Genomic DNA, 20055 nt, shown 5'->3' on the forward strand with positions numbered 1-20055 from the left:
AGGAGTTGATACCAGGTGACGATCGCCGCCCGCCTTTTTCTCGGTTTCCTGCTCAGCGTCCTGATGTTGGTGGGTGTCGGCTTGCTCAGCCTCAACCTCGTCGGCCGCTTGCGCGACACCACACAGGCCATCGCCGCCCATGACATCTGGGCCTATCGCGTTGTGCAGCGCATCCTCCAAAGCCAGATCACCTTGATCGACGCCCGCCGGGCTGCCGTGGTCGAGTTCATGATGCCAAGCCCCGTCCTCCCGGGCGCCCCGCCGAAAGGCGTCGACCCGGCCGTGACCCGCTGGCGCGCGGAGGCGGACCGCGCGGCAGCGGCTTTGGCGGATGCCATCGCGGTCGCCAGTGGGTTCGAGCAGCAGTCGATCACCCTCGACGTTCCAGGTCGCGCGGCGACCTGGCATGAGGTCGTGCGCCTGTTCCAGCAGGCGCAACTCCAATTCACGTCCCTCCGCGCCGATTCCGAGACGCAGTTCGATTCCATTTCCACGGGTGACACCAAGTCGGTCGTGGCGTCCGAGCCCAAGCTGCTCAGCGAAAACGTCGCTTTCGGCCAGACGATGCTTCAGGCCGAGGACGCCTTGCAGACCGGCGACAAGGCCGGCCAGCAACGCGTGGATGATCTCACCGCCCAGGTGCGCATGATTCTGGTGACGTCGGTGGTGGTCGCACTTCTTGCCTCGCTGCTGATCGCTTGGAGTGTGCGGCGCTCGATCATGCGGTCGCTCGATGCTTTTGCGGGTTTCGCCGAACAGGTCGGTAGCGGGGACCTGGGTGGTCAGCCTTTGACCGTGGGCCGCGACGAGCTTGGCCGGTTGGCCGCTGCGTTGAACCATATGGTCGAAAGCCTGCGGCAGATCGGCCGCAAGAGCCAGGAGATCACCAGCACGCTGAATGCCTCGGCGGCGCAGATCCGCGCCTCGACCCAGCAACAGGCCGCGAGCGTCGAGGAGCAGTTGGCCGCCATCCAGGAAACGGCCGCGACGGCGGATGAGATCACCCATTCCGGCGCCCGCATCGCCAGCCGCGCGCAGGAAGTGATCCAGGCGGCCCAGGCGTCGGTCGCGACCAGCGCGAATGGCCTGCGCGCTGTCGCCGAAGCCGCCCGCGCCATGGACGCCATTCGCGACCAGGGCGAGATGGTCGCGTCCAATATCGTGGCCCTGAGTGAAAAGACCCAGGCGATCGGTGAGATCATCATGACCGTCAACGACATCTCCGAGCGGTCGCATCTGCTGGCGCTGAATGCCGCGATCGAAGCGGCGGCGGCCGGGGAAAGCGGTCGCAGCTTCGCGGTCGTCGCGTCCGAGCTGAAGGTGCTGGCCGATCAGGCCAAGGACGCCACCATCCAGGTGCGATCGATCCTGGGTGAGATCCAGCGCGGCATCAATACCTCGGTCATGTTGACGGAGGAGGCGGTCAAGCGCGTCGCCGTCGGGCGTGAGCGGTCCGACATCACCGAGCGCGCGATCGAGGAGATCACCGCCAGCGTGCAGGAAAGCGTGCAGACCTTCCAGCAGATCGTCGCCTCCACCAATCAGCAGCAGATCGGCATCGAACAGGTCATGGGCGCGTTGCAGAGCATTCGGCAGGCGAGCCAGCAGACGGCATCCGGCACGCGGGAACTGGAAACGGCGGCGGCCAGTTTGTCCGAGCTTTCGGGGCAGCTGTTGGCGCTGTCCGATCGCTACCGGACTTAGTGGTGGTGCCCGTATATACCCTCGTCATCCACAGGCTTGACCCGCGGATCCATACGCGCCCATGGATCCGCGCATCAAGTGCGCGGATGACGAGGGGAAGCGGTGGCGGCGCGTAATCCATGTCCGACTTCCGGCAGGAACTGCTCGCGGCCTTCGACGCCGAATACCGCGACCACCTCGCTGTGGTCCGCGCGGCGCTCGGTGTCGCGCGGCGCGGTGGTGCTGCCGATCGGCAGGACATCTTCCGCCGTATCCACTCCCTCAAGGGCGCCGCCCGTGCCGTCGATCTGCCCGCCGTCGCCAGCCTGTCGCATGACCTCGAAGCCTTCCTCGCCGGCTTGATCGAAAACGGCGAAACGCTCGATCGCGCGCGGATTGATGTCATCGAGCGGGGTCTCGATGACATCGAAAGCACCATCACCGGCGCCTCCGCCGAACCGGATGCACCCGCTGACGAACCCGCCCTCGGCTATGTCCGCGTCGAGCAGGCGCAGGTCGCCGATCTTGCTGCGGCCGCTGTCCAACTCGCCCAGGCGGTCGAACGGCATGACGGTCTCGGCGCGCGTTTGCTGGCGATCGAGCAATCGGCCCGCCGCGCCCGCCGCGCCCTCGAACCGCTGCTGCACGCGGCCAATGCGCCGCCCGCGCTTGTGGAGGTCGCTGCCGAACTCACCGTCACGGCGCGCGACAGTGCCGGCGCCCGCCATGCCTTCCGGGACTCAGCCTGGGCCTTGGACGGCGCCTTGCGCCGCGTGCGCGAGGATGTAGATCGCATCGGCCTTGTCGCCGCCGAGACGGTCTTCGGGCCGATGGCACGCATGCTGCGCGATCTGGCACGCGACGAAGGTGTGGAGATCGATGCCGATTTCCGGGGGCTGGAGCTTCAGGCGGATCGCCGTGTCCTCCAAGGTCTGAAGGATGCCGTCCTGCAATTGCTGCGCAATGCCGTTAGTCACGGCACGGCCTCGGCCGCTTATCGGCGCGGCCGGGGCCTGCCTGCCGCCACCCGCATCACCCTGATGGTGAAGACCATCAACGGCCGGCTGATCGTGACCGTTTCGGATGATGGACCGGGCCCGGATCTTGAGGCCATTCGCGCCCGTGCCCTGGCAAGGGGCCTTCTCACGCCGCGCACCGCGCCTGAGGCGACGCCCGAGCAACTGATGGCCTTGGTCTTCGAGCCCGGCTTTTCGACCCGGCCGGATGTCGGCCAGCTCTCAGGTCGGGGCATGGGCCTGTCCATCGTCGCGGAAGCCGCCCGCAGCCTGCACGGCACCACCCAGATGCTGCGCCGCTCTGGTGGCGGCACGGCGGTCGAAATCGCTGTGCCGCTGTCCGTTGCCCAGCAATCTGCGATCCTGATGTCCTACGGCGATCAGATCGCCGCCGTGCCCTCGGCGGCGGTCGCAGGCCTGCTGCGCGTGCGGTTAGACCGGATCGAACCGGTGGGCGGCCGCATGTGTGTGCGCCCGGATGGCCCCGGTACGGCGCGCGCCGCGCCGGTCGCGCTGCTGTCGGACTTGCTCGGACACACAGGCGCCGGCCTGCCGTCATCGGACGGCTATGTGAAACTCGCGATCCTGCGCGGCAGCCATGGCGGCGCGGATCTCGCCATCGCCGTCGATCACTTTCAGGATGTGCGCACCTTCCTCGTCCATACCGCCGAGATCGTCGGCCTCGACACCGACCTCGTCTCGGGCTTTGTGTTGCTGGAGAACGAGATCGTCGCGCCCTTGCTCTCGCCGGACGGGCTGAGTGCCGCCGCCCATCGGCACGGTGGCTGGGCGGGCGATACGCGCGCGGTGACGCAGGTCGCTGGGCCACCGCGACCCCATAAGATCCTGGTGGTCGATGACTCCCTCACCAGCCGCACGCTGGAAAAGAGCATCTTGGAGGCCCAGGGCTACCGCGTCGTCACGGCGGTGGATGGGCTGGCGGCACTAGACTTGTTGCGATCCCTGATCGGTCATGGGCCGGAGGGTGCGGTTGACATGGTCCTCGCGGATGTCGAGATGCCGCGCATGGATGGATTTTCCCTTCTGGAAGCCATGAAGAGTGACCCGGCACTCGCCGGCATTCCCGTCATCATGATGACGTCGCGGGAAGCCCCCGCCGATGTGCGCCGTGGGCTCGACCTGGGCGCCAGCGCCTATATCGCTAAACAGACCTTTGATCAGCGCGACCTTCTGGGCGCGATCGGGCGGCTGCTGTGAATGCCACGCCACCCGCGGCCGGCCGCGCGCCACGCCGCGTGCGGGTCATGGTGGTGGAAGACTCTGCCGTCGTGCGCAGCCTCCTGTCCCATATCATCGCCTCCGACCCACGGCTCGAAGTCGTTTCAACAGTGCCATCGGCGGAGGAGGCGATCGCCGCCATTCCACGCGTCAAGCCCGATGTCATTTCCATGGACATCCGGCTGCCCGGCATGGATGGGCTGGAGGCGACGCGCCACATCATGTCCCACCACCCGACGCCGATCGTGGTGATCGCCGATGCGGTGGGGGATCGGTCGCTTGCCATTTCGATGAATGCGTTGCGCGCCGGGGCCCTCTCTGTGGTCGAGAAGCCGGCCGGGTTTGCCCATCAGAACCATGCGGCGATCGCCGAGACGATCCGCACACAGCTCTATATCATGAGCCAGGTTCCGGTCATTCGCAGGCGGACGATTGGCGTGCGCCTCCACCCCGCAGATGTCGCGGGCATCGATCGGCTCCCCGGTCGGCCGCAGATGGCCGCGATCGTCGCCTCCACCGGTGGGCCGCCCGCGCTTGCCCGGCTGCTGGGCGCGCTGCCGGCCGATGTCCCTGTGCCCATTTTGATCGTGCAGCATATGGGCGCGCCCTTCATGCATGGCTTCGCCACATGGTTGAACGGCATCGTGCCCCAGACCGTCAGCCTCGCCGTCGCGGGCGAGGTGCCGCTGCCGGGCCATGTCTATGTCGCGCCCGGCGACCAGCATCTGACCGTGGCGGCGGATGGCACCCTGCACCTTGGCCATGGCAAGCCGGTCGCCGGCCAAAGACCCTCCGGCAGCGTGTTGTTCCAGTCCCTCGCCACCGTCCTTGGGGCACGGGCCATCGGTGTGCTGCTGACGGGCATGGGCGATGATGGCGCCCAGGGCCTGCTCGCCATGCGCCGCGCCGGGGCGATCACCATCACCGAGGATGAGAGCAGTGCCGTGGTCTATGGCATGCCGGCTTCCGCCGTGAAGATCGGGGCGTCCGGCGCCAGCCTGCCGCTCGATCGGATCGGGCATAGCGTGTTGCGCGCGATCACCGCAGGCGCACCCTCATGAGGAACACAGCCTGATGGCCGAGGGAAGCGTGCCGCGCATGCCCAGCCTGCTGGTTGTCGAGGATTCCGAAACCCAGGCTCTCGTCATTCGCCGCACCTTGGAGCGGCATGGGTTTCAGGTCGATCGTGCGGCCTCGGCCGAGGCGGCGCTCGATCATCTCAACCGCAAGCTGCCCGATCTCGTCATCGCCGATTACCACCTGCCGGGCATGAATGGTGGCGAGTTGTCGCGCCAGATCCGGCTGAACGGCCGCACCCGTTCCATCCCGCTTCTCATGCTGACCGAGGCCGCCGAAGCGGATACCGAGCGTGAGGGGCTGGAAAGCGGCGCCGACGCCTATGTGTCCAAGTCGGCCGACATGGACTTCATGATCCTGCGCATTCGCGCCTTGCTGCGGCAACGGCCTGCGGTGCAGAGCGCGGGCGATGAAAGCCAAACGGTGGAAACGCCCCACTTCCGGCGCATCCGCTTCCTGGTCGTGGATGATCAAGCCGGCAGCAGCGTGGCACTGCGGCGCTTGCTCGAAAAGGATGGCTATCTGGTCGATGACGTCGCGTCCCTTGACGCGGCAAAGGTCGCTCTTACGGATGCCGCCAATCCGGTCGATTGCGTGCTCGTCACGCTGCATGCCACCCGGTTCGACAGCGTGGAGCTGTGCCGCAGGCTCGACGTATTGCGCCAGGCGGAGATCGCCGAACGCGGCGCATCCCGTTTCCTACTCGTCGGCATCGAGCGCGATGGCGACGAACCGAAGGAGCTTCTGGCCCGCGCCTTCGATGCGGGGTTGGACGAGTTCATTCCGCCCGCGCTGGATGAGGGTGTCGTGCGAGTACGCCTGCGCGCCATCGTGCGGCGGAAGCTGCTGCAGGATGAGATGCAGCAGGCGGAAGTCGATCGTCGCAATCGGGCGGTCACGCTGGAACGCGCGCGGATGGCCGAGGCCCTGAGTCAGGCCAATATCGAACTGGGCGCCATCAACACCAAGCTGGTCGAAACCCAGGCGAAGCTGGTGCAGGCGGCGAAAATGGCCTCGCTGGGTGAGCTGGTGGCCGGCATTGCGCATGAAATCAACAATCCGCTCGCCTTCATCCTGGCCCATCAAGGCACGGTGGAGCGGCTGCTCGCCAAGGTCGGCGCTGGGGAAGGCACCGATGAGGCGGCGCGCGCCGTCATCGCCAAGGCCCGGGACCGCACCATGGCCATGGGCACGGGCCTCAAGCGCATTCAGGACCTGGTGCTCAACCTTCGCCGCTTTTCGCGCATGGATGAGGGCGGCTTTCAGAACGTCGATATCTTCGAAGCGATCGATACGGTATTGACGCTATTGAGCCCGAAACTGGGTGACCGCGTGACCATCAGCCGGCGTTATGACGGGCCGTCCGTGCTGTGGTGCTCACCCGCCTTGCTCAATCATGTGGTCATGAACATCGTCAGCAACGCGGCGGATGCGATCGCGGGACCAGGCCGGATCGCGATCGCGACGGAGGTGGGGCAGGGTGGCTACATCATCCAGATCGACGATTCTGGGCCCGGCGTGCCGGATGCGTTGCAGGAGCGTGTCTTCGAACCCTTCTTCACCACGAAGGACATCGGCGCCGGCACTGGCCTTGGCCTCGCAATCGCCTATACCGTTGTGCAGGCCCATAAGGGCACCATAACGGTCGGGCGCTCCGCGCTCGGCGGCGCATCCTTCAGGATCGTGGTGCCCACGGCATCGCAGGCGGCAACGGGAGAATGACGGCGACGATGGCGACGAGCAGCGGGGGTGCCATGAGCAGCGGGGAGCGCGGCACGATCCTGATCGTGGACGATGAACCCGAAATCCTCACAGCCCTTCGCGATCTTCTGGAGGATGAGTTCGACGTCTGGAGCGCCGTCTCACCGCTGACCGCCTTGGAGATTTTGGCAGACGAGCCGAGCATTTCCGTCGTCGTCTCCGATCAGCGGATGCCGGAGATGACCGGTGACGTGCTGCTCACCAAGGTCCGCGAGATCTCCGATGCGCAGACAATCCTTCTGACCGGCTACGCGGATCTCGATGCCGTGGTCAGCGCGATCAATAATGGTCGCATCTCAGCCTATGCGCAAAAGCCGTGGGAGCCGACGCTGCTGATGAGCATGGTCGCCAATGCCCATGAGCAATGCCATTTGCGGCGCGCGCTGCGGCTGGAACAGGCTCTGCTGCGTGGCTTGATGGATGGCAGCCAGGATCCGGTCTCCTTCAAGGACAGCCAGGGCCGTTTCGTCCGTCTCAATGCCGCCAAGGCTGCGTCCCTCGGTCATCCGGTGGAGGCGTGTCTGCATCATCGGGAGCCGGAGCTGATCGGCGTCGTGGAGGAGGCGGCAGGCATCGCGGCTGCGGAAGCCGAGGCTTTCGCCCTTGGCCATGGCATTGAAAAGATCGAGGAACGGACGGGGCCGAACGGCACGCGGTTCATCCAGGTCAGCCGGGTGCCGATTGTCGGGCAGGACGGCGCGCCGGCCCGGATCGCGATCTTGGAGCATGACATCACCGATCGCCGGTTGATGGAAAACCGCCTGTATCAAGCGGAGAAGATGCAGGCCCTCGGCACCATGGCCGGCGGCGTCGCGCATGACTTCAACAATCTGCTGACGGCCATTCTTGGTAGTCTGGAACTGGCGCTTCGGCGTAATGATGGCGATGCACGGCTGGAGCGGCTGTTGCAGAACGCGACCATGGCGGCCGAACGCGGAACGACACTGACGCAAAGATTGCTGACCTTCAGCCGGCAACGCGACCTGTCCCTGCGCTCGGTCGATGCGCGCCAACTCATCCATGAAATGCAGGATCTCATCCTGCGCAGCATCGGGTCGGGCATCACGGTCGAGGAGGATTTGGCGCCGGACCTTTGGCTCGCGCATGTCGATCCGGATCAGCTCGAACTCGCACTCCTAAATCTCTGCATCAATGCGCGGGATGCGATGCCGGACGGCGGCCACCTTGTGCTCGCAACGCGTAACGTGGTCGTGCGTGAGACGGATGGGTTTGATCTATCGCCTGGCGATTACGTGGCGATCGGCGTGCGCGACACGGGCACAGGCATTCCAGCCGATGTCATCACGCGCGTGTTCGAGCCGTTTTTCACCACCAAGCCCATCGGCAAGGGCACCGGCCTCGGCCTGTCGATGGTCTATGGTCTGGCACAGCAGGCGGGTGGCGTCGCGCGCGTCATCAGCCCGCCGGGCGGCGGGACGACGGTCGAGATTTTGCTGCCACGGGCGAGTGCTTAGGCACAGCTAAGTTTGGTGGATGACGCTTCGCTCATCCACCCTACACCGCCACATCGTAGGCCGGAAAAGCGCAGCGCCTTCCGCCATCCTCGGCGAGACCGGATAGGTTACCTCAGAAAAGAACCACTGAGGTTCATTTCCTCGCGGAGCATTTTCATTTCTGTCTCGTTTTGGGCGCCGCCCCTGAAGCTGCCATCCTGAAGAAGTTCGTTGCACAGAAGCCGGTTGCGCTCGATAGCCTCTGGATTGCTGTGGCTGTGGGTATCGCCGACTACGATGGGCGCCTTCAACAGATAGTAAATCGGGCGATTATTCTCATAGCGTCCACCATAGCCAAGGCGCATGAGGCGCAAGGAATGTTCGACATGCCCAAAGCCAAAGCCCTTAAAGCGAGTGTCTAGAAAACCGCCGAATAGCACTGCCTCGCGGGAGAAGCAGCTGCATTGTCCTGATACCATCGCGCAGCGGATCGGATCGTCCACAGTCCCGGTACCATCGAGATAATAGTTCTTGAACCAGTCGCCGGCCAAATTGAGGTGGCCGTATTTGGCGGCGCCATCGATCCACGGTTTCTCCCACCCGGCGTCCTGGGGGGCGGCATCATCTTCCAACAGGATGATGACGTCACATTTCTTGATATGCGCTAGCCAAAATAGCGCGCGGTTCTTGTTCCAGGCCACGCCGCGATTTGAACCGGAGACACAGGGAATGCCACTGCTCAGCATCGCTTCGCGCGTGCCATCGGTCGAGCCATCATCAGCGACGACCAGAGTAAACGGGTATCGCGTATGCCGAATGACGGCCCCGATCGTTTCATTCAATAGGGTGCTACGATTGAATGTGATGATGCCAATGCCAAGAACAAGCGACATAGATTTGCCCCTCGGAACACCGCCGCCCTGAACGGACGTTTCGTTCCGCCTTAAGCGGAACGATCGGTGATCGAAAAGGCCTTGTCAATTCCAACCTACGGCCCCTGGAAAAGGACCTAAGCCACGGCCTTCCGCCGTAGCCGATCCGTAAACTCCTTGCGGACCTTCGCGACCTTCGGCGCTACGATCACCCGGCAATACCCGGCAAACGGGTTGCGGGCGTAATAATTGTCGTGCTCGGGCTCGGCGGGATAGAAGACCGTCAGCGGTTCGATAGTGGTCACGATCCGGCCACCCCAAATGCCCCGCGCATCGATTTCCGCCAATACCTCATGCGCGACCGTCGCCTGCTCCTCTGACTCCGTCAGGATCGTCGAGCGATATTGCGTGCCCACATCATTGCCCTGGCGGTTCAGCGTCGTCGGGTCATGGGTCGCGAAGAAGACCCGCAGCAGATCGGCGTAGGAAATCACCTCTGGGTCGTAGGTGATCTGGATGACCTCGGCATGACCGGTGCGCCCGGTGCAGACCTGTTCATAGGTAGGATTCGGAACCGCGCCACCGGCATAGCCGGATTGGACGCCGCTCACCCCTTCCAGTTCCAGGAACACCGCTTCGGTGCACCAGAAGCAGCCGCCGCCGACCGTCGCCGTGCTCGTTGCCATCGTTTGTCCCCTGCTTTGACCAAATGCTCGCCAAGGCATATCGGCATCCGGGCGCGACCGCAAAAGGGTTTGCGCGGGGCCAGGGGAAGCAGACATGGTATTCGGTGACGGCAGGGCGGCGCAGGGTGGCATCGTGACCATCGGTGAAATCCTGGTCGAGATCATGGCGACCGAGCCTGGCCTCGGCTTCCGGGCGCCGATCGACCTCGTCGGCCCCTTTCCTAGCGGCGCCACCGCCATCTTCATCGATCAGGTCGGCAAGCTGGGCTATCCCTGCGGCATCGTGAGCTGCGTCGGCAACGATGACTTTGCGACCGTCAATGTCGAGCGCCTGCGCGCCGATGGCGTCGATGTCAGCGCCATCGAAATCGACCCCAACCAGGTCACCGGCAGCGCGTTCGTGCGTTATCGGCCGGATGGCAACCGCGACTTCGTCTACAACATCCGCAATAGCGCCTGCGGCCAGACGCGCCTAACCGAGGCCGGCTACGCCTTGCTGGAGCGCAGCGCCCATCTGCATGTCATGGGCTCGTCTTTGGCCTCCGAGCGGATCATCGCCGACACCAAGGCTGCCATCGCGTTGATCAAGGCGAAGGGCGGCACGGTGTCCTTCGATCCTAACCTGCGCAAGGAAATCCTCGGTGCGCCCGGCATGCGCGAGGCTTTGGTCGAGATGCTCGCCGCCTGCGACATCTTCCTGCCGAGCGGCGATGAACTCACGCTGCTCACCGAGGCGAAGACAGATGGCGGCGCCATCGCCGAGATCCTCGGCATGGGCGTCTCGGCCATTGTCGTGAAGCGCGGCGCTGGCGGTGCCAGCTATTATGACGGGCGGGATACGCTCTCCGTCCCGGCTTTCACGGTGACGGAGATCGACCCGACCGGCGCGGGGGACTGTTTCGGCGCCACCTTCATCACCTGTCGCCTGCAAGGGCGCGGCCCGATCGAATGCCTGCGTTACGCGGCGGCCTCCGGCGCGCTGGCCGTGACGCGGCGCGGCCCGATGGAGGGCACCGCGACCTTCGCGGAACTGGACGCGCTGATCGCGGCCCAAAAGCCGGGTGCCGGCGGTGGCAATATCCTGGCCGAATTGGCGCCGGCCCGCGCCATGGGCCGGCCCTTCGGCATCACCTCGGTTTGCTCCGCGCATCCCCTGGTGATCGAGGCCGCGCTGATCCAATCCGCTGAGGACGGCACCACGGCGTTGATTGAGGCGACGTGCAATCAGGTCAATCAGCACGGCGGCTATACCGGCATGACGCCGGCGATGTTCCGCGACTATGTCTATGGCATTGCGGCCAAGGTCGGCTTCCCGATCGCGCGCATCCTGCTAGGCGGTGACCATCTCGGCCCCAATCCCTGGAAATCCTTGCCCGCCGAGGAAGCCTTTGCCGAAGCCGATATCATGGTGGAGGCCTTCATCCGCGCCGGCTTCATCAAGATCCATCTCGATTGCAGCATGGGCTGCGCCGGGGAGCCTGTGGCGCTGGCCGATCAGGTAACGGCCGAACGCGCCGCGCGCCTGGCACTGATCGCCGAGCGGGTCGCGGCGGAGGTCGGCACCAAGCCGTATTACATCATCGGAACCGAGGTCCCGACGCCGGGCGGCGCCCTTGAAGCCAATCCGGAAACCGAGGTCACCGCGCCCGAGGCGCCGCTCGCGACCTATGCCATACATACACATATATTTATGTCTAATGGGCTTGGCGCGGTGCTCGACCGTGTTGTCGCCCTCGTCGTGCAGCCCGGCGTAGAGCACGGCAATGAAAGCGTATCGCGTTACGACTCCGTCGCCGCCAGGTCTCTGACGGCGGCGCTGACCCATCTGCCCGGCCTGATCTTCGAGGCGCATGCCACCGACTACCAGACGCCCAAGGCCCTGGCCGAACTGGTGCGGGACGGTTTTCCGATCCTGAAGGTCGGCCCCTCACTGTCCTTCGCCCTGCGCGAAGCCTTCTACGGCCTGGATGCCATTGCGGCGGTCCTCAAGCCCGAACCGGGCGTCGAGCCGCTGGCGTCGGTGATGGAGCGGTTGATGCTCCGTAACCCCAAGCATTGGGCGACGCATTACCATGGCGATGCCGCCGCCCTGAAGATTCTGCGCCACTACAGCTATAGCGATCGCATTCGCTACTATTGGCCGGAGCCAGAGGCCGTCGCGGCGGTAGACGGGCTATTCGCTCGGCTGCAAGGCGTGACGATCCCCGAGCCGCTGGTTAGCCAATACCTGCCGCGCCTCTATGATCGCGTCGCCACCGGCGTTTTTGAAGCCACCGCCCACCGTCTGGCGATCGAAGCGGTGCGGGACGCATTGCGGCCCTATTCAGCGGCCTGCGCGCCTCGATAGGGCGCGTAATGGGTGCGGTGCAGCAAAAGCTCTGGCAAGCTGCGCCCAGCCGCATTACTTCGGAGTCTTCGACGTCCAGAGGCGAGTGAGCGATGGCTGCTTTCAATACCGAGACCGTCACCAAGGTGCATCACTGGACGGACCGTCTGTTCAGCTTCCAGACCACCCGTGACCCTGCCTTTCGGTTCCTGAACGGCCAGTTCACGATGATAGGCCTGGAAGTGGAAGGCCGCCCGCTGATGCGGGCCTATAGCCTCGCCAGCGCAAATTACGAGGAAGGGCTGGAGTTTCTGAGCATCAAGGTGCCGGACGGCCCGCTGACCTCGCGCCTCCAGAATATCAAAGAAGGCGACACCATCCTGGTCGGCCGCAAGCCGGTCGGCACGCTGGTCGCTGACAGTCTGCTGCCGGGCAAGACGCTGTATCTGCTCGGCACCGGCACCGGGCTCGCGCCGTTCATGGCGATCATCAAGGACCCGGATATCTATGAGCGGTTCGAGCGCGTGGTGCTGGTGCATGGCGTGCGCCAGGTCGCGGAACTCGCCTATGCCGACTACATCCAGAAAGACCTGCCGTCCGACGAACTGATCGGCGACGTCGTCAATGGCCGCTTGCTCTATTATCCCACTGTGACGCGTGAACCCTTCCGCAACCGGGGACGTCTGACGGATCTGATCGTCAGCGGCACGCTCGCCGCCGACCTCGGGCTGCCCAAGATTTCCAAGGAAGACGATCGGTTCATGCTCTGCGGCAGTCCCGAAATGCTGGTGGACATGACCGCCTGGCTGCGCGCCGAGGGCTTCTCGGAAGGCAGCCATACGACACCGGCCGAATTCGTGGTCGAGAAGGCATTCGTGGAGAAGTAGGAAGGCGGGGGTGGATCAGAGCCGGCCAGAGAGCGTCACCGCCACGGTTCGCGAGGCGGTCGCGCTGATCGAGCACGGATCGCCGGCCTTCATTCGCACCACCTTGGCGCTGTTCACCGCCGGCTTTTCCACCTTCGCCCTGCTTTATTCCATCCAGCCACTGCTGCCGGTCTTTACCCGAACCTTCCATGTCTCCGCCGCCGGCTCCAGCCTCGCCCTGTCACTCACAGCCTGCCTCATGGCCGTCTCCTTGCTCGGTGCGGGCGCCATTTCCGAGACCTTCGGTCGCAAGCCGATCATGGTCGCCTCGGTGTTCTTATCCTCCGTCTTGATGGTGATTTCGTCCTTGGTTCCGACCTGGGGCGAGTTCTTGTTCGTGCGCGCCCTGATGGGCCTCACGCTGAGCGGCCTTCCGGCGGTGGGAATGGCCTATGTCGCGGAGGAGATGCATCCGCGCTCGATCGGCCTGTCGATGGGCCTCTATATCGGCGGCAACGCCCTCGGCGGCATGACGGCGCGGCTGCTGATCGGCGTGCTGGCCGACCATGGTGGCTGGCGCATCGGCATCTTCGCGATCGGCATTTTCTCGCTCCTCGGCAGCCTCCTCTTCTGGCGCATCCTGCCGCCGTCGCGGAACTTTCGCAGCCGTCGCTTCTCGGTCTCGGCCCTGGCAGAAGCTTTCGCGGGCCATCTGCGCGATGAGGGGCTGCTGCTGCTGTTTGCGGAGGGGTTCCTGCTGATGGGCGGCTTCGTCGCCATCTATAATTACCTCGGCTATCGGCTGCTCGCGCCGCCCTTCAGCCTGAGCCAAGCCGAGGTCGGGCTGATCTTCTGCGCCTATATCGTTGGCATCTTCAGTTCGGCCTGGATGGGCAATCTGGGTAACAAGCTCGGCCGCCGTCGCGTGCTGTGGGTGGGGTTCGCCATCATGGCGCTGGGCACCGGCTTGACGGAGACGCAGAGCCTGACGCTCGTCATCCTGGGTGTCTTGCTCGTGACCTTCGGGTTTTTTGGCGCCCATTCCATTGCCAGTGGCTGGATCGGCCAGCGTGCGCGCCATGCCAAGGCGCAGGCTTCGTCGCTGTATCTGTTCTTCTATTATCTCGGGTCCAGCGTCGTCGGCACCTTAGGGGGCGTCTTCTGGGGCCATTTCGGCTGGACGGGCGTCACCGGCATGACCGGGACGCTGATCCTCATCGGTCTGCTGATCTCCATCCGGCTGAGCTATATCCAGCCCTTGGCGCCGGTCGCCCGTTAGGATGATCGTTGTGCCGGGACTTGATCCGCGCACCATTGCGAAGGTGCGCGGATCAAACCCGATCGCCGCTTAGTTCTTCGTCTTGTCGACGAGGCGGTTCTTCGAAATCCACGGCATCATCTCACGCAGCTTGGCGCCCACGTCCTCGATCGGATGCTCGGCGAGGCGACGACGGGTCGCCTTGAAGCTCGACTGGTTGACCTTGTTCTCCAGCATCCAGTCGCGCGCGAAGCGGCCGGACTGGATGTCTTCCAGCACGCGCTTCATCTCAGCCTTGGTCTCGCTGGTGATGATGCGCGGGCCGGTGACGTATTCGCCGTATTCCGCCGTGTTGCTGATGGAATAGTTCATGTTGGCGATGCCGCCCTCGTAGATGAGATCGACGATCAGCTTCACTTCGTGCAGGCACTCGAAATAGGCCATTTCGGGGGCGTAGCCGGCTTCCACCAGCGTCTCGAAGCCGGCCTTGATCAGCTCGACCAGACCGCCGCATAGCACGACCTGCTCACCGAACAGATCGGTTTCGCATTCTTCCTTGAAGGTCGTCTCGATGATGCCGGCGCGGCCACCACCCACGGCGCTGGCGTAGGAGAGGGCGATGTCCATGCCGTTGCCAGAGGGGTCCTGCGCGATCGCCACCAGGCAGGGCACGCCGCCGCCCTTCTGATACTCGCTGCGCACCGTATGGCCGGGACCCTTGGGCGCGATCATGAACACGTCGATGTCGGGGCGCGGGTCGAGCAGATTGAAATGCACGTTCAGGCCATGCGCGAAGGCGAGGGCGGCGCCTTCCTTCATATTGGCGTGCAGCTTGTCCCGGTACAGATCGCCCTGGCCTTCGTCGGGCGTCAGCACCATGACGACATCGGCCCAGGCGGCGGCTTCGGCCGGATCCATAACCTTGAAGCCGAAGGCTTCGGCCTTGGCGACGCCAGTGGAGCCGGCGCGCAGGCCGATGACCATGTCGCGCACGCCGCTGTCCTTGAGATTGAGGGCATGGGCATGGCCCTGGCTGCCGAAACCGATGATCGCGACTTTCTTGTTCTTGATCAGGTTCACGTCGGCGTCGCGATCGTAATAGACACGCATGGGTAGATGCTCCTTTGGGGCAGGCTTTAGATAGCAGGCTTAAATAATCGTGCGGGTGCCGCGCGCGATGGCGGCGGCGCCGCTGCGCGAAATCTCCAATAGACCAAGCGGTCGCATGAGGTCCAAGAAGGCGTCGATCTTGTCCGTGGCGCCCGTCAGTTCAAAGACGAAGCTTTCGACTGTGGTATCCACGATCTTGGCGCGGAAGGCGTCTGCGATGCGCAGCGCTTCCATCCGCGCGTCGCCCCGGCCACCGACCTTGATCAGGGCCAGCTCCCGCGAGACATGCGGACCCTCATTCGTCAAATCCGACACGCGATGCACCGGCACGATGCGATTGAGCTGGGCCTTGATCTGCTCGATCACCTGTTCGGTGCCGCGCGTCACCACGGTAATGCGGCTGCGCCCTTCCTCATCTACCGGCGCGACGGTGAGGCTGTCGATATTGTAGCCACGGCCTGAGAACAGGCCGATGACGCGGGCGAGCACGCCAGCCTCGTTCTCCACCAGCACGGCAATGGTCGCCGAGCGCATGGTTCCGGTCTCGCCGCTCATTACACCAGCACCATACCGGCATTGGTGACTTCCGCATTGTCGCGGTTCTTGTCTGGACCGAGCAGCATTTCATTATGCGCGGCGCCGGAGGGGATCATGGGATAGACGTTCTCGCCCTGATCGACGGAGATATCGGCGATCACCGGCTTGTCGCTGGCGATCATCTCCAGAATGACACGGTCGAGGTCATCGATCGTCTGGGCGCGCAAGCCAACGCCATGGAAGCTTTCAGCAAGCTTCACGAAATCCGGCAGGGACTGGCTGTAGCTTTCCGAATAGCGGCTGCCGTGCAGCAACTCCTGCCACTGGCGAACCATGCCCATATATTGGTTGTTCAGGATGAACACCTTCACCGGCAGGCGATATTGCGCCAGCGTGCCCATTTCCTGAATGTTCATCAGGATGGAGGCTTCGCCCGCGATATCGATCACCAGCGCATCTGGATGGGCGATCTGCACGCCCATGGCGGCGGGCAGGCCATAGCCCATGGTGCCGAGGCCACCGCTGGTCATCCAGTGGTTCGGCTCTTCGAAGCCGAAATGCTGGGCGGCCCACATCTGGTGCTGGCCGACTTCCGTGGTGATGAAGGTCTCGCGTCCGCTCTGCCGCGTCAGCTCATACAGGCGCTTGACGGCATGCTGCGGCTTAATGATGCCGCCGCGCTCGCGCGTCTGCACGAACGCGAGGCTCTTCTTCTCGCGCCAAGTGTCGATCTGCCGCCACCAGGTGGTCAGTGCCGCGCGATCGGGATGGGCCGTCTCGGCGCGGATCAGGTCCAGCATGGCGCGCATGGCGAGGCCTGCATCACCCACCACGGGCACATCGACCAGGATGTTCTTGTTGATGTTGGAGGCGTCGATATCGACGTGGATCTTCTTCGAGTGCGGGCTGAAGGCATTGAGGCGACCGGTCACCCGGTCATCGAAGCGGGCACCGATATTGATGAGCAGGTCGCAGCCGTGCATCGCCATATTGGCTTCGTAGGTGCCGTGCATGCCCAGCATCCCGAGGAAATGCGGGTCGCTGGCGGGCAGCGCGCCGAGGCCCATCAGCGTATTGGTGCAGGGGATATTCGTCTCAGCGACCAGTTCGCGCAGCGCGGCCGAGGCATCGGGACCCGCGTTGATGATGCCGCCGCCGGTATACAGCACGGGCCGCTTGGCAGCGCGGATGAGGGCGACGGCCTTGGCGATCTGCGCGCCATCCGGCGTGCTTGCGGGCCGGTAGCTGCGATGCGGCGTCGTCGCTGCCGCCACATAGGGCGCCGGCTTGATGAGGATGTCCTTGGGCAGGTCGATCACCACTGGCCCAGGGCGGCCGCTGCGCGCGACATAGAAGCCCTCATGCACGATGCGGGCGAGATCCTCGGACTTTTTGACCAGGTAATTGTGCTTGGTCGCGGGGCGGGTGATGCCGACCGTATCCGCTTCCTGAAAGGCGTCGTTGCCGATCAAATGGGTCGGCACCTGGCCCGTCAGGCACACCACGGGAATGGAGTCCATCAGCGCATCGACCAAGCCGGTGACGGCATTGGTGGCGCCGGGGCCGCTCGTCACCAGAACCACGCCGACGCGGCCGGTGCTGCGGGCATAGCCCTCGGCGGCATGAACCGCCGCCTGCTCATGGCGGACGAGGATGTGGCGAATGGCATTCTGCTGAAACAGGGCGTCATAAATCGGCAGGACGGCACCGCCCGGATAGCCGAAGATAACCTCTACGCCCTGCTCCTTGAGTGCGCGCAAAAGAACCTGCGCGCCGGAGGCGGGGAGTTCGGTCGTCGGGATCGGGGCGTTCATGATCACGTCCTCGGGTTCTGCCAAATCAGGATTGGCGGGGATAACGGGGGCGGTAATGACCCCGCTAAACCCAGGCGTCAACCGGGTTCGCGAATAAACCGTGTCAGATCTGCTATTCCGCTTTCCGAAAGTTGCGCGGGACCCGCGATTTGCGCATGGATCATATGCAACTGGTCCGTTTCGGCCAGTTCATGGTGACGAAACCAGGTCGTCTGCCGCTTGATGTAGTGGCTGGTATTGGCGATGGCGCGTGAGCGGGCAGTATCGAGCGTCATCTCCCCGCGCAGATGCGCCGCGAGTTCCGGCACGCCATGCGCCCGCATCGCGGGCAGGCTCTCGTCCAACCCCTGTTCGACCAGGGCCGCGACCTCATCCAGCGCGCCGGTCATCAGCATCGTGTCGAAGCGCTGCGTCGCCGCGGCCTGAAGGGCTGCGCGTGGGGGATCGATGTGGATGGCGCGGAAACGCCAGGGCGGGGGCGGCAGGCTGCTGAGGCGCCGCCATTCGTCCAAGCCGCGCCCGGTGCTGAGCCACACCTCATAGGCGCGTGCGATGCGCTGCCCATCCGTGGGCGCGATCAAGGCGGCTGTTTCAGGGTCATGGGCCGCGAGTTCCGCATGCAATCCTTCCGGCCCGAGGGTAACGAGGGCCGCCCGCGCTTCGGTGCGCGCCGCCGGATCGATCGGCGGAATATCGGACAGGCCGTGGCGTAGTGCCGAAAAATAGAGGCCGGTGCCGCCGCACAGGATCGGCAGTAAGCCGCTCGCATGGGCTTCCGCCATGGCGGTCAGCGCCGCCTCCCGCCACCAAGCGACATGGCCCGGCTCGCGGGCCGGGCGAATGCCATACAGGGCGTGCGGAACACGGGCTTCGTCTTCCTCGGTCGGCCGCGCCGTGAGCACGCGCAGCTCGTGATAGATCTGCATCGAATCCGTATTGATCACCATGCCGCCGATGCGCTCGGCGAGGATGAGCGCGAGGGCGGATTTGCCGCTGCAGGTGGGGCCGGCGAGAAACAGCGCCAGCGGAAGCTGCGACCTCAGCGGTGTGGACAATGCCCCGTCAGGATCAACGGTCTCCTGCATAGTGGATGGTCTCCTTCACTCCGGCGCCGATAGGCGGCCCTGCGCCGCGTGGCCTTGCTTTGAAGGGGCCGCGCGGCCAGTCTGCGCGCCCCATGCGCTATGTCCTCACCCTCGTTGCCGCCCGGTCCTCAACAAGCCTCACCCCTGCCATGATCCGCAGGGTAGGGGAAGCCGTGCGCGGCGACCCCTTCATAAGCTTAAATGATGGGGAGGCTGCGGATATCCCGTGCGCCGACCCGCCCGATTCCATCGCCATTCAGCAGGCGCTCGAAAATGCGCCGGTGGATTGGATCGTCACCAAAGCGCGCGGTCGTCGCAAGGGACTTCTGGTGGCGGACATGGACAGCACGATCGTGTCGAGTGAGACGCTGGATGAGTTGGCCGCCTTCGCCGGCGTCAAAGCCGAGATCGAGGCGATCACCCAACGCAGCATGAATGGCGAGATCGATTTCGCGGAGGCTTTGCGCGCGCGCGTGTCGATGCTGCGCGGCCTCAACCTCGATGCTTTGGAGAAGACCTGGAAGCAGACGCGCCTGACGCCGGGTGCGATGGAACTGGTGGCGACCATGCGCGCCCATAACGCGCTGACGGCTCTCGTTTCCGGCGGGTTCACGTTCTTCACCGCCAAGGTCGCGGCGCTGGTGGGTTTCGATCAGCACCACGCGAATGTTCTGCTCGATGATGGCACGGCGCTGACCGGTGAGGTCGGCGAGCCCATCCTCGACCGCGACGCTAAGAAGCACACCTTGGTTCGTCTGGCGGAGGAGCGTGGCCTTAAGCCGCATGCGACGCTCGCGGTGGGCGACGGTGCCAATGATCTGGCGATGTTGCGCGTGGCAGGGTTGGGCGTGGCCTTCCACGCTAAGCCGATCGTCGCGCGGGAAGTGAAGGCGCGTGTCGATCATGGTAATCTTCGCGCATTACTCTTCGCCCAGGGCTACCCCGCGAGCGCCTTCGCGAAACAGTAAGGAGCCTCCGCCATGAGCAGCACGCCGGTACGCGATTGGGTCCATCCGCGCCTGACCGCTATGGTGGCGGAAGCTGTGGCCGGCGGCATGGACCGCCTGGCCGTGGTGGCGGTGATCACCGACCTGATCGCGGGTGGCGAGTTCAACACGGTGGCTTTGGCGGAAGATCCGGTGAACACGCCCGTCTCCGACATCGCGCATGAGCCGATTGCCGAGTCCGCTTTGCCGATTGATCGCGGCAGTTGGTTTCAGGGCGGCTTTTCAGCCGAAGGGCAGTAATCACACCATCGTCTCACGGCGGAT

General features: G+C 64.6%; 16 protein-coding genes. 10 read left to right on the forward strand and 6 right to left on the reverse strand.

The window, feature by feature from the left end:
- Window positions 1-15 precede the first annotated feature (15 nt).
- The 5 genes from QP803_RS06670 (at window position 16) to QP803_RS06690 (ending at window position 8251) form a co-directional block, all read left to right on the forward strand.
- Entirely contained in the window at window positions 16-1704 is a 1689-nt protein-coding gene (locus tag QP803_RS06670) for a methyl-accepting chemotaxis protein (RefSeq protein WP_284947005.1), read from the forward strand.
- Between the two features lie 119 nt (window positions 1705-1823).
- The gene (locus tag QP803_RS06675; RefSeq protein WP_284947006.1) at window positions 1824-3917 is read left to right on the forward strand and encodes a hybrid sensor histidine kinase/response regulator; all 2094 of its coding nucleotides are present in this window, start codon (window positions 1824-1826) and stop codon (window positions 3915-3917) included.
- A 47-nt stretch (window positions 3918-3964) separates the two neighbouring features.
- Complete coding sequence (gene cheB, locus QP803_RS06680; RefSeq protein ID WP_434082911.1) at window positions 3965-4999, forward strand: chemotaxis-specific protein-glutamate methyltransferase CheB; 1035 nt, start codon at window positions 3965-3967, stop codon at window positions 4997-4999.
- Window positions 5000-5012: 13 nt separating this feature from the next.
- Window positions 5013-6737, forward strand: coding sequence for a response regulator (locus tag QP803_RS06685; protein WP_284947008.1), 1725 nt, complete (start codon window positions 5013-5015; stop codon window positions 6735-6737).
- Between the two features lie 8 nt (window positions 6738-6745).
- Window positions 6746-8251 carry an ATP-binding response regulator gene (locus QP803_RS06690; protein ID WP_284947009.1) on the forward strand — a complete coding sequence of 502 codons (1506 nt, stop codon included), beginning with the start codon at window positions 6746-6748 and terminating at the stop codon, window positions 8249-8251.
- Window positions 8252-8358: 107 nt separating this feature from the next.
- Here the strand turns inward: QP803_RS06690 and QP803_RS06695 are convergent, their stop codons facing one another.
- Both QP803_RS06695 and msrA read right to left on the reverse strand, forming a co-directional pair.
- The gene (locus tag QP803_RS06695; protein ID WP_284947010.1) at window positions 8359-9123 is read right to left on the reverse strand and encodes a glycosyltransferase family 2 protein; all 765 of its coding nucleotides are present in this window, start codon (window positions 9121-9123) and stop codon (window positions 8359-8361) included.
- Between the two features lie 116 nt (window positions 9124-9239).
- Window positions 9240-9788 carry a peptide-methionine (S)-S-oxide reductase MsrA gene (msrA, locus tag QP803_RS06700; protein ID WP_284947011.1) on the reverse strand — a complete coding sequence of 183 codons (549 nt, stop codon included), beginning with the start codon at window positions 9786-9788 and terminating at the stop codon, window positions 9240-9242.
- A gap of 94 nt (window positions 9789-9882) precedes the next feature.
- On the opposite strand from msrA, the gene QP803_RS06705 reads away from it, so the two are divergent.
- The 3 genes from QP803_RS06705 to QP803_RS06715 all read left to right on the forward strand — a co-directional run bounded on the left by QP803_RS06705 (window position 9883) and on the right by QP803_RS06715 (window position 14259).
- On the forward strand, window positions 9883-12135 hold the full coding sequence (locus QP803_RS06705) for a D-tagatose-bisphosphate aldolase, class II, non-catalytic subunit (protein ID WP_284947012.1): 2253 nt from the start codon (window positions 9883-9885) through the stop codon (window positions 12133-12135).
- 92 nt (window positions 12136-12227) lie between these two features.
- Window positions 12228-13001, forward strand: coding sequence for a ferredoxin--NADP reductase (locus QP803_RS06710; RefSeq protein ID WP_284947013.1), 774 nt, complete (start codon window positions 12228-12230; stop codon window positions 12999-13001).
- 10 nt (window positions 13002-13011) lie between these two features.
- Window positions 13012-14259: an MFS transporter gene (locus QP803_RS06715; protein ID WP_284947014.1), complete on the forward strand. Its 1248-nt coding sequence runs from the start codon at window positions 13012-13014 to the stop codon at window positions 14257-14259.
- A 69-nt stretch (window positions 14260-14328) separates the two neighbouring features.
- Here QP803_RS06715 and ilvC read toward each other — a convergent pair whose 3' ends face one another.
- The 4 genes from ilvC to miaA form a co-directional block, all read right to left on the reverse strand.
- Window positions 14329-15348 (reverse strand): ketol-acid reductoisomerase, encoded by a 1020-nt coding sequence (gene ilvC, locus QP803_RS06720; RefSeq protein ID WP_284947015.1) that lies wholly within the window; start codon window positions 15346-15348, stop codon window positions 14329-14331.
- Window positions 15349-15387: 39 nt separating this feature from the next.
- Window positions 15388-15903 carry an acetolactate synthase small subunit gene (ilvN, locus tag QP803_RS06725; RefSeq protein ID WP_284947016.1) on the reverse strand — a complete coding sequence of 172 codons (516 nt, stop codon included), beginning with the start codon at window positions 15901-15903 and terminating at the stop codon, window positions 15388-15390.
- Window positions 15903-17699 (reverse strand): acetolactate synthase 3 large subunit, encoded by a 1797-nt coding sequence (locus tag QP803_RS06730; protein ID WP_284947017.1) that lies wholly within the window; start codon window positions 17697-17699, stop codon window positions 15903-15905. The genes ilvN and QP803_RS06730 overlap by 1 nt, the downstream gene beginning before the upstream one ends.
- 77 nt (window positions 17700-17776) lie before the next feature.
- Entirely contained in the window at window positions 17777-18784 is a 1008-nt protein-coding gene (gene miaA, locus QP803_RS06735; protein ID WP_284947018.1) for a tRNA (adenosine(37)-N6)-dimethylallyltransferase MiaA, read from the reverse strand.
- Window positions 18785-18876: 92 nt separating this feature from the next.
- Between miaA and serB the strand changes: the two genes are divergently transcribed.
- Window positions 18877-19752 carry a phosphoserine phosphatase SerB gene (gene serB / locus QP803_RS06740; RefSeq protein WP_434082892.1) on the forward strand — a complete coding sequence of 292 codons (876 nt, stop codon included), beginning with the start codon at window positions 18877-18879 and terminating at the stop codon, window positions 19750-19752.
- 12 nt (window positions 19753-19764) lie between these two features.
- Window positions 19765-20031, forward strand: a complete 267-nt coding sequence (locus tag QP803_RS06745; protein WP_284947020.1) for a hypothetical protein — start codon at window positions 19765-19767, stop codon at window positions 20029-20031.
- Window positions 20032-20055 lie beyond the last annotated feature (24 nt).

Origin of the sequence: Acidisoma sp. PAMC 29798 (genome assembly GCF_030252425.1) — a bacterium.
Lineage (GTDB): Bacteria > Pseudomonadota > Alphaproteobacteria > Acetobacterales > Acetobacteraceae > Acidisoma > Acidisoma cladoniae.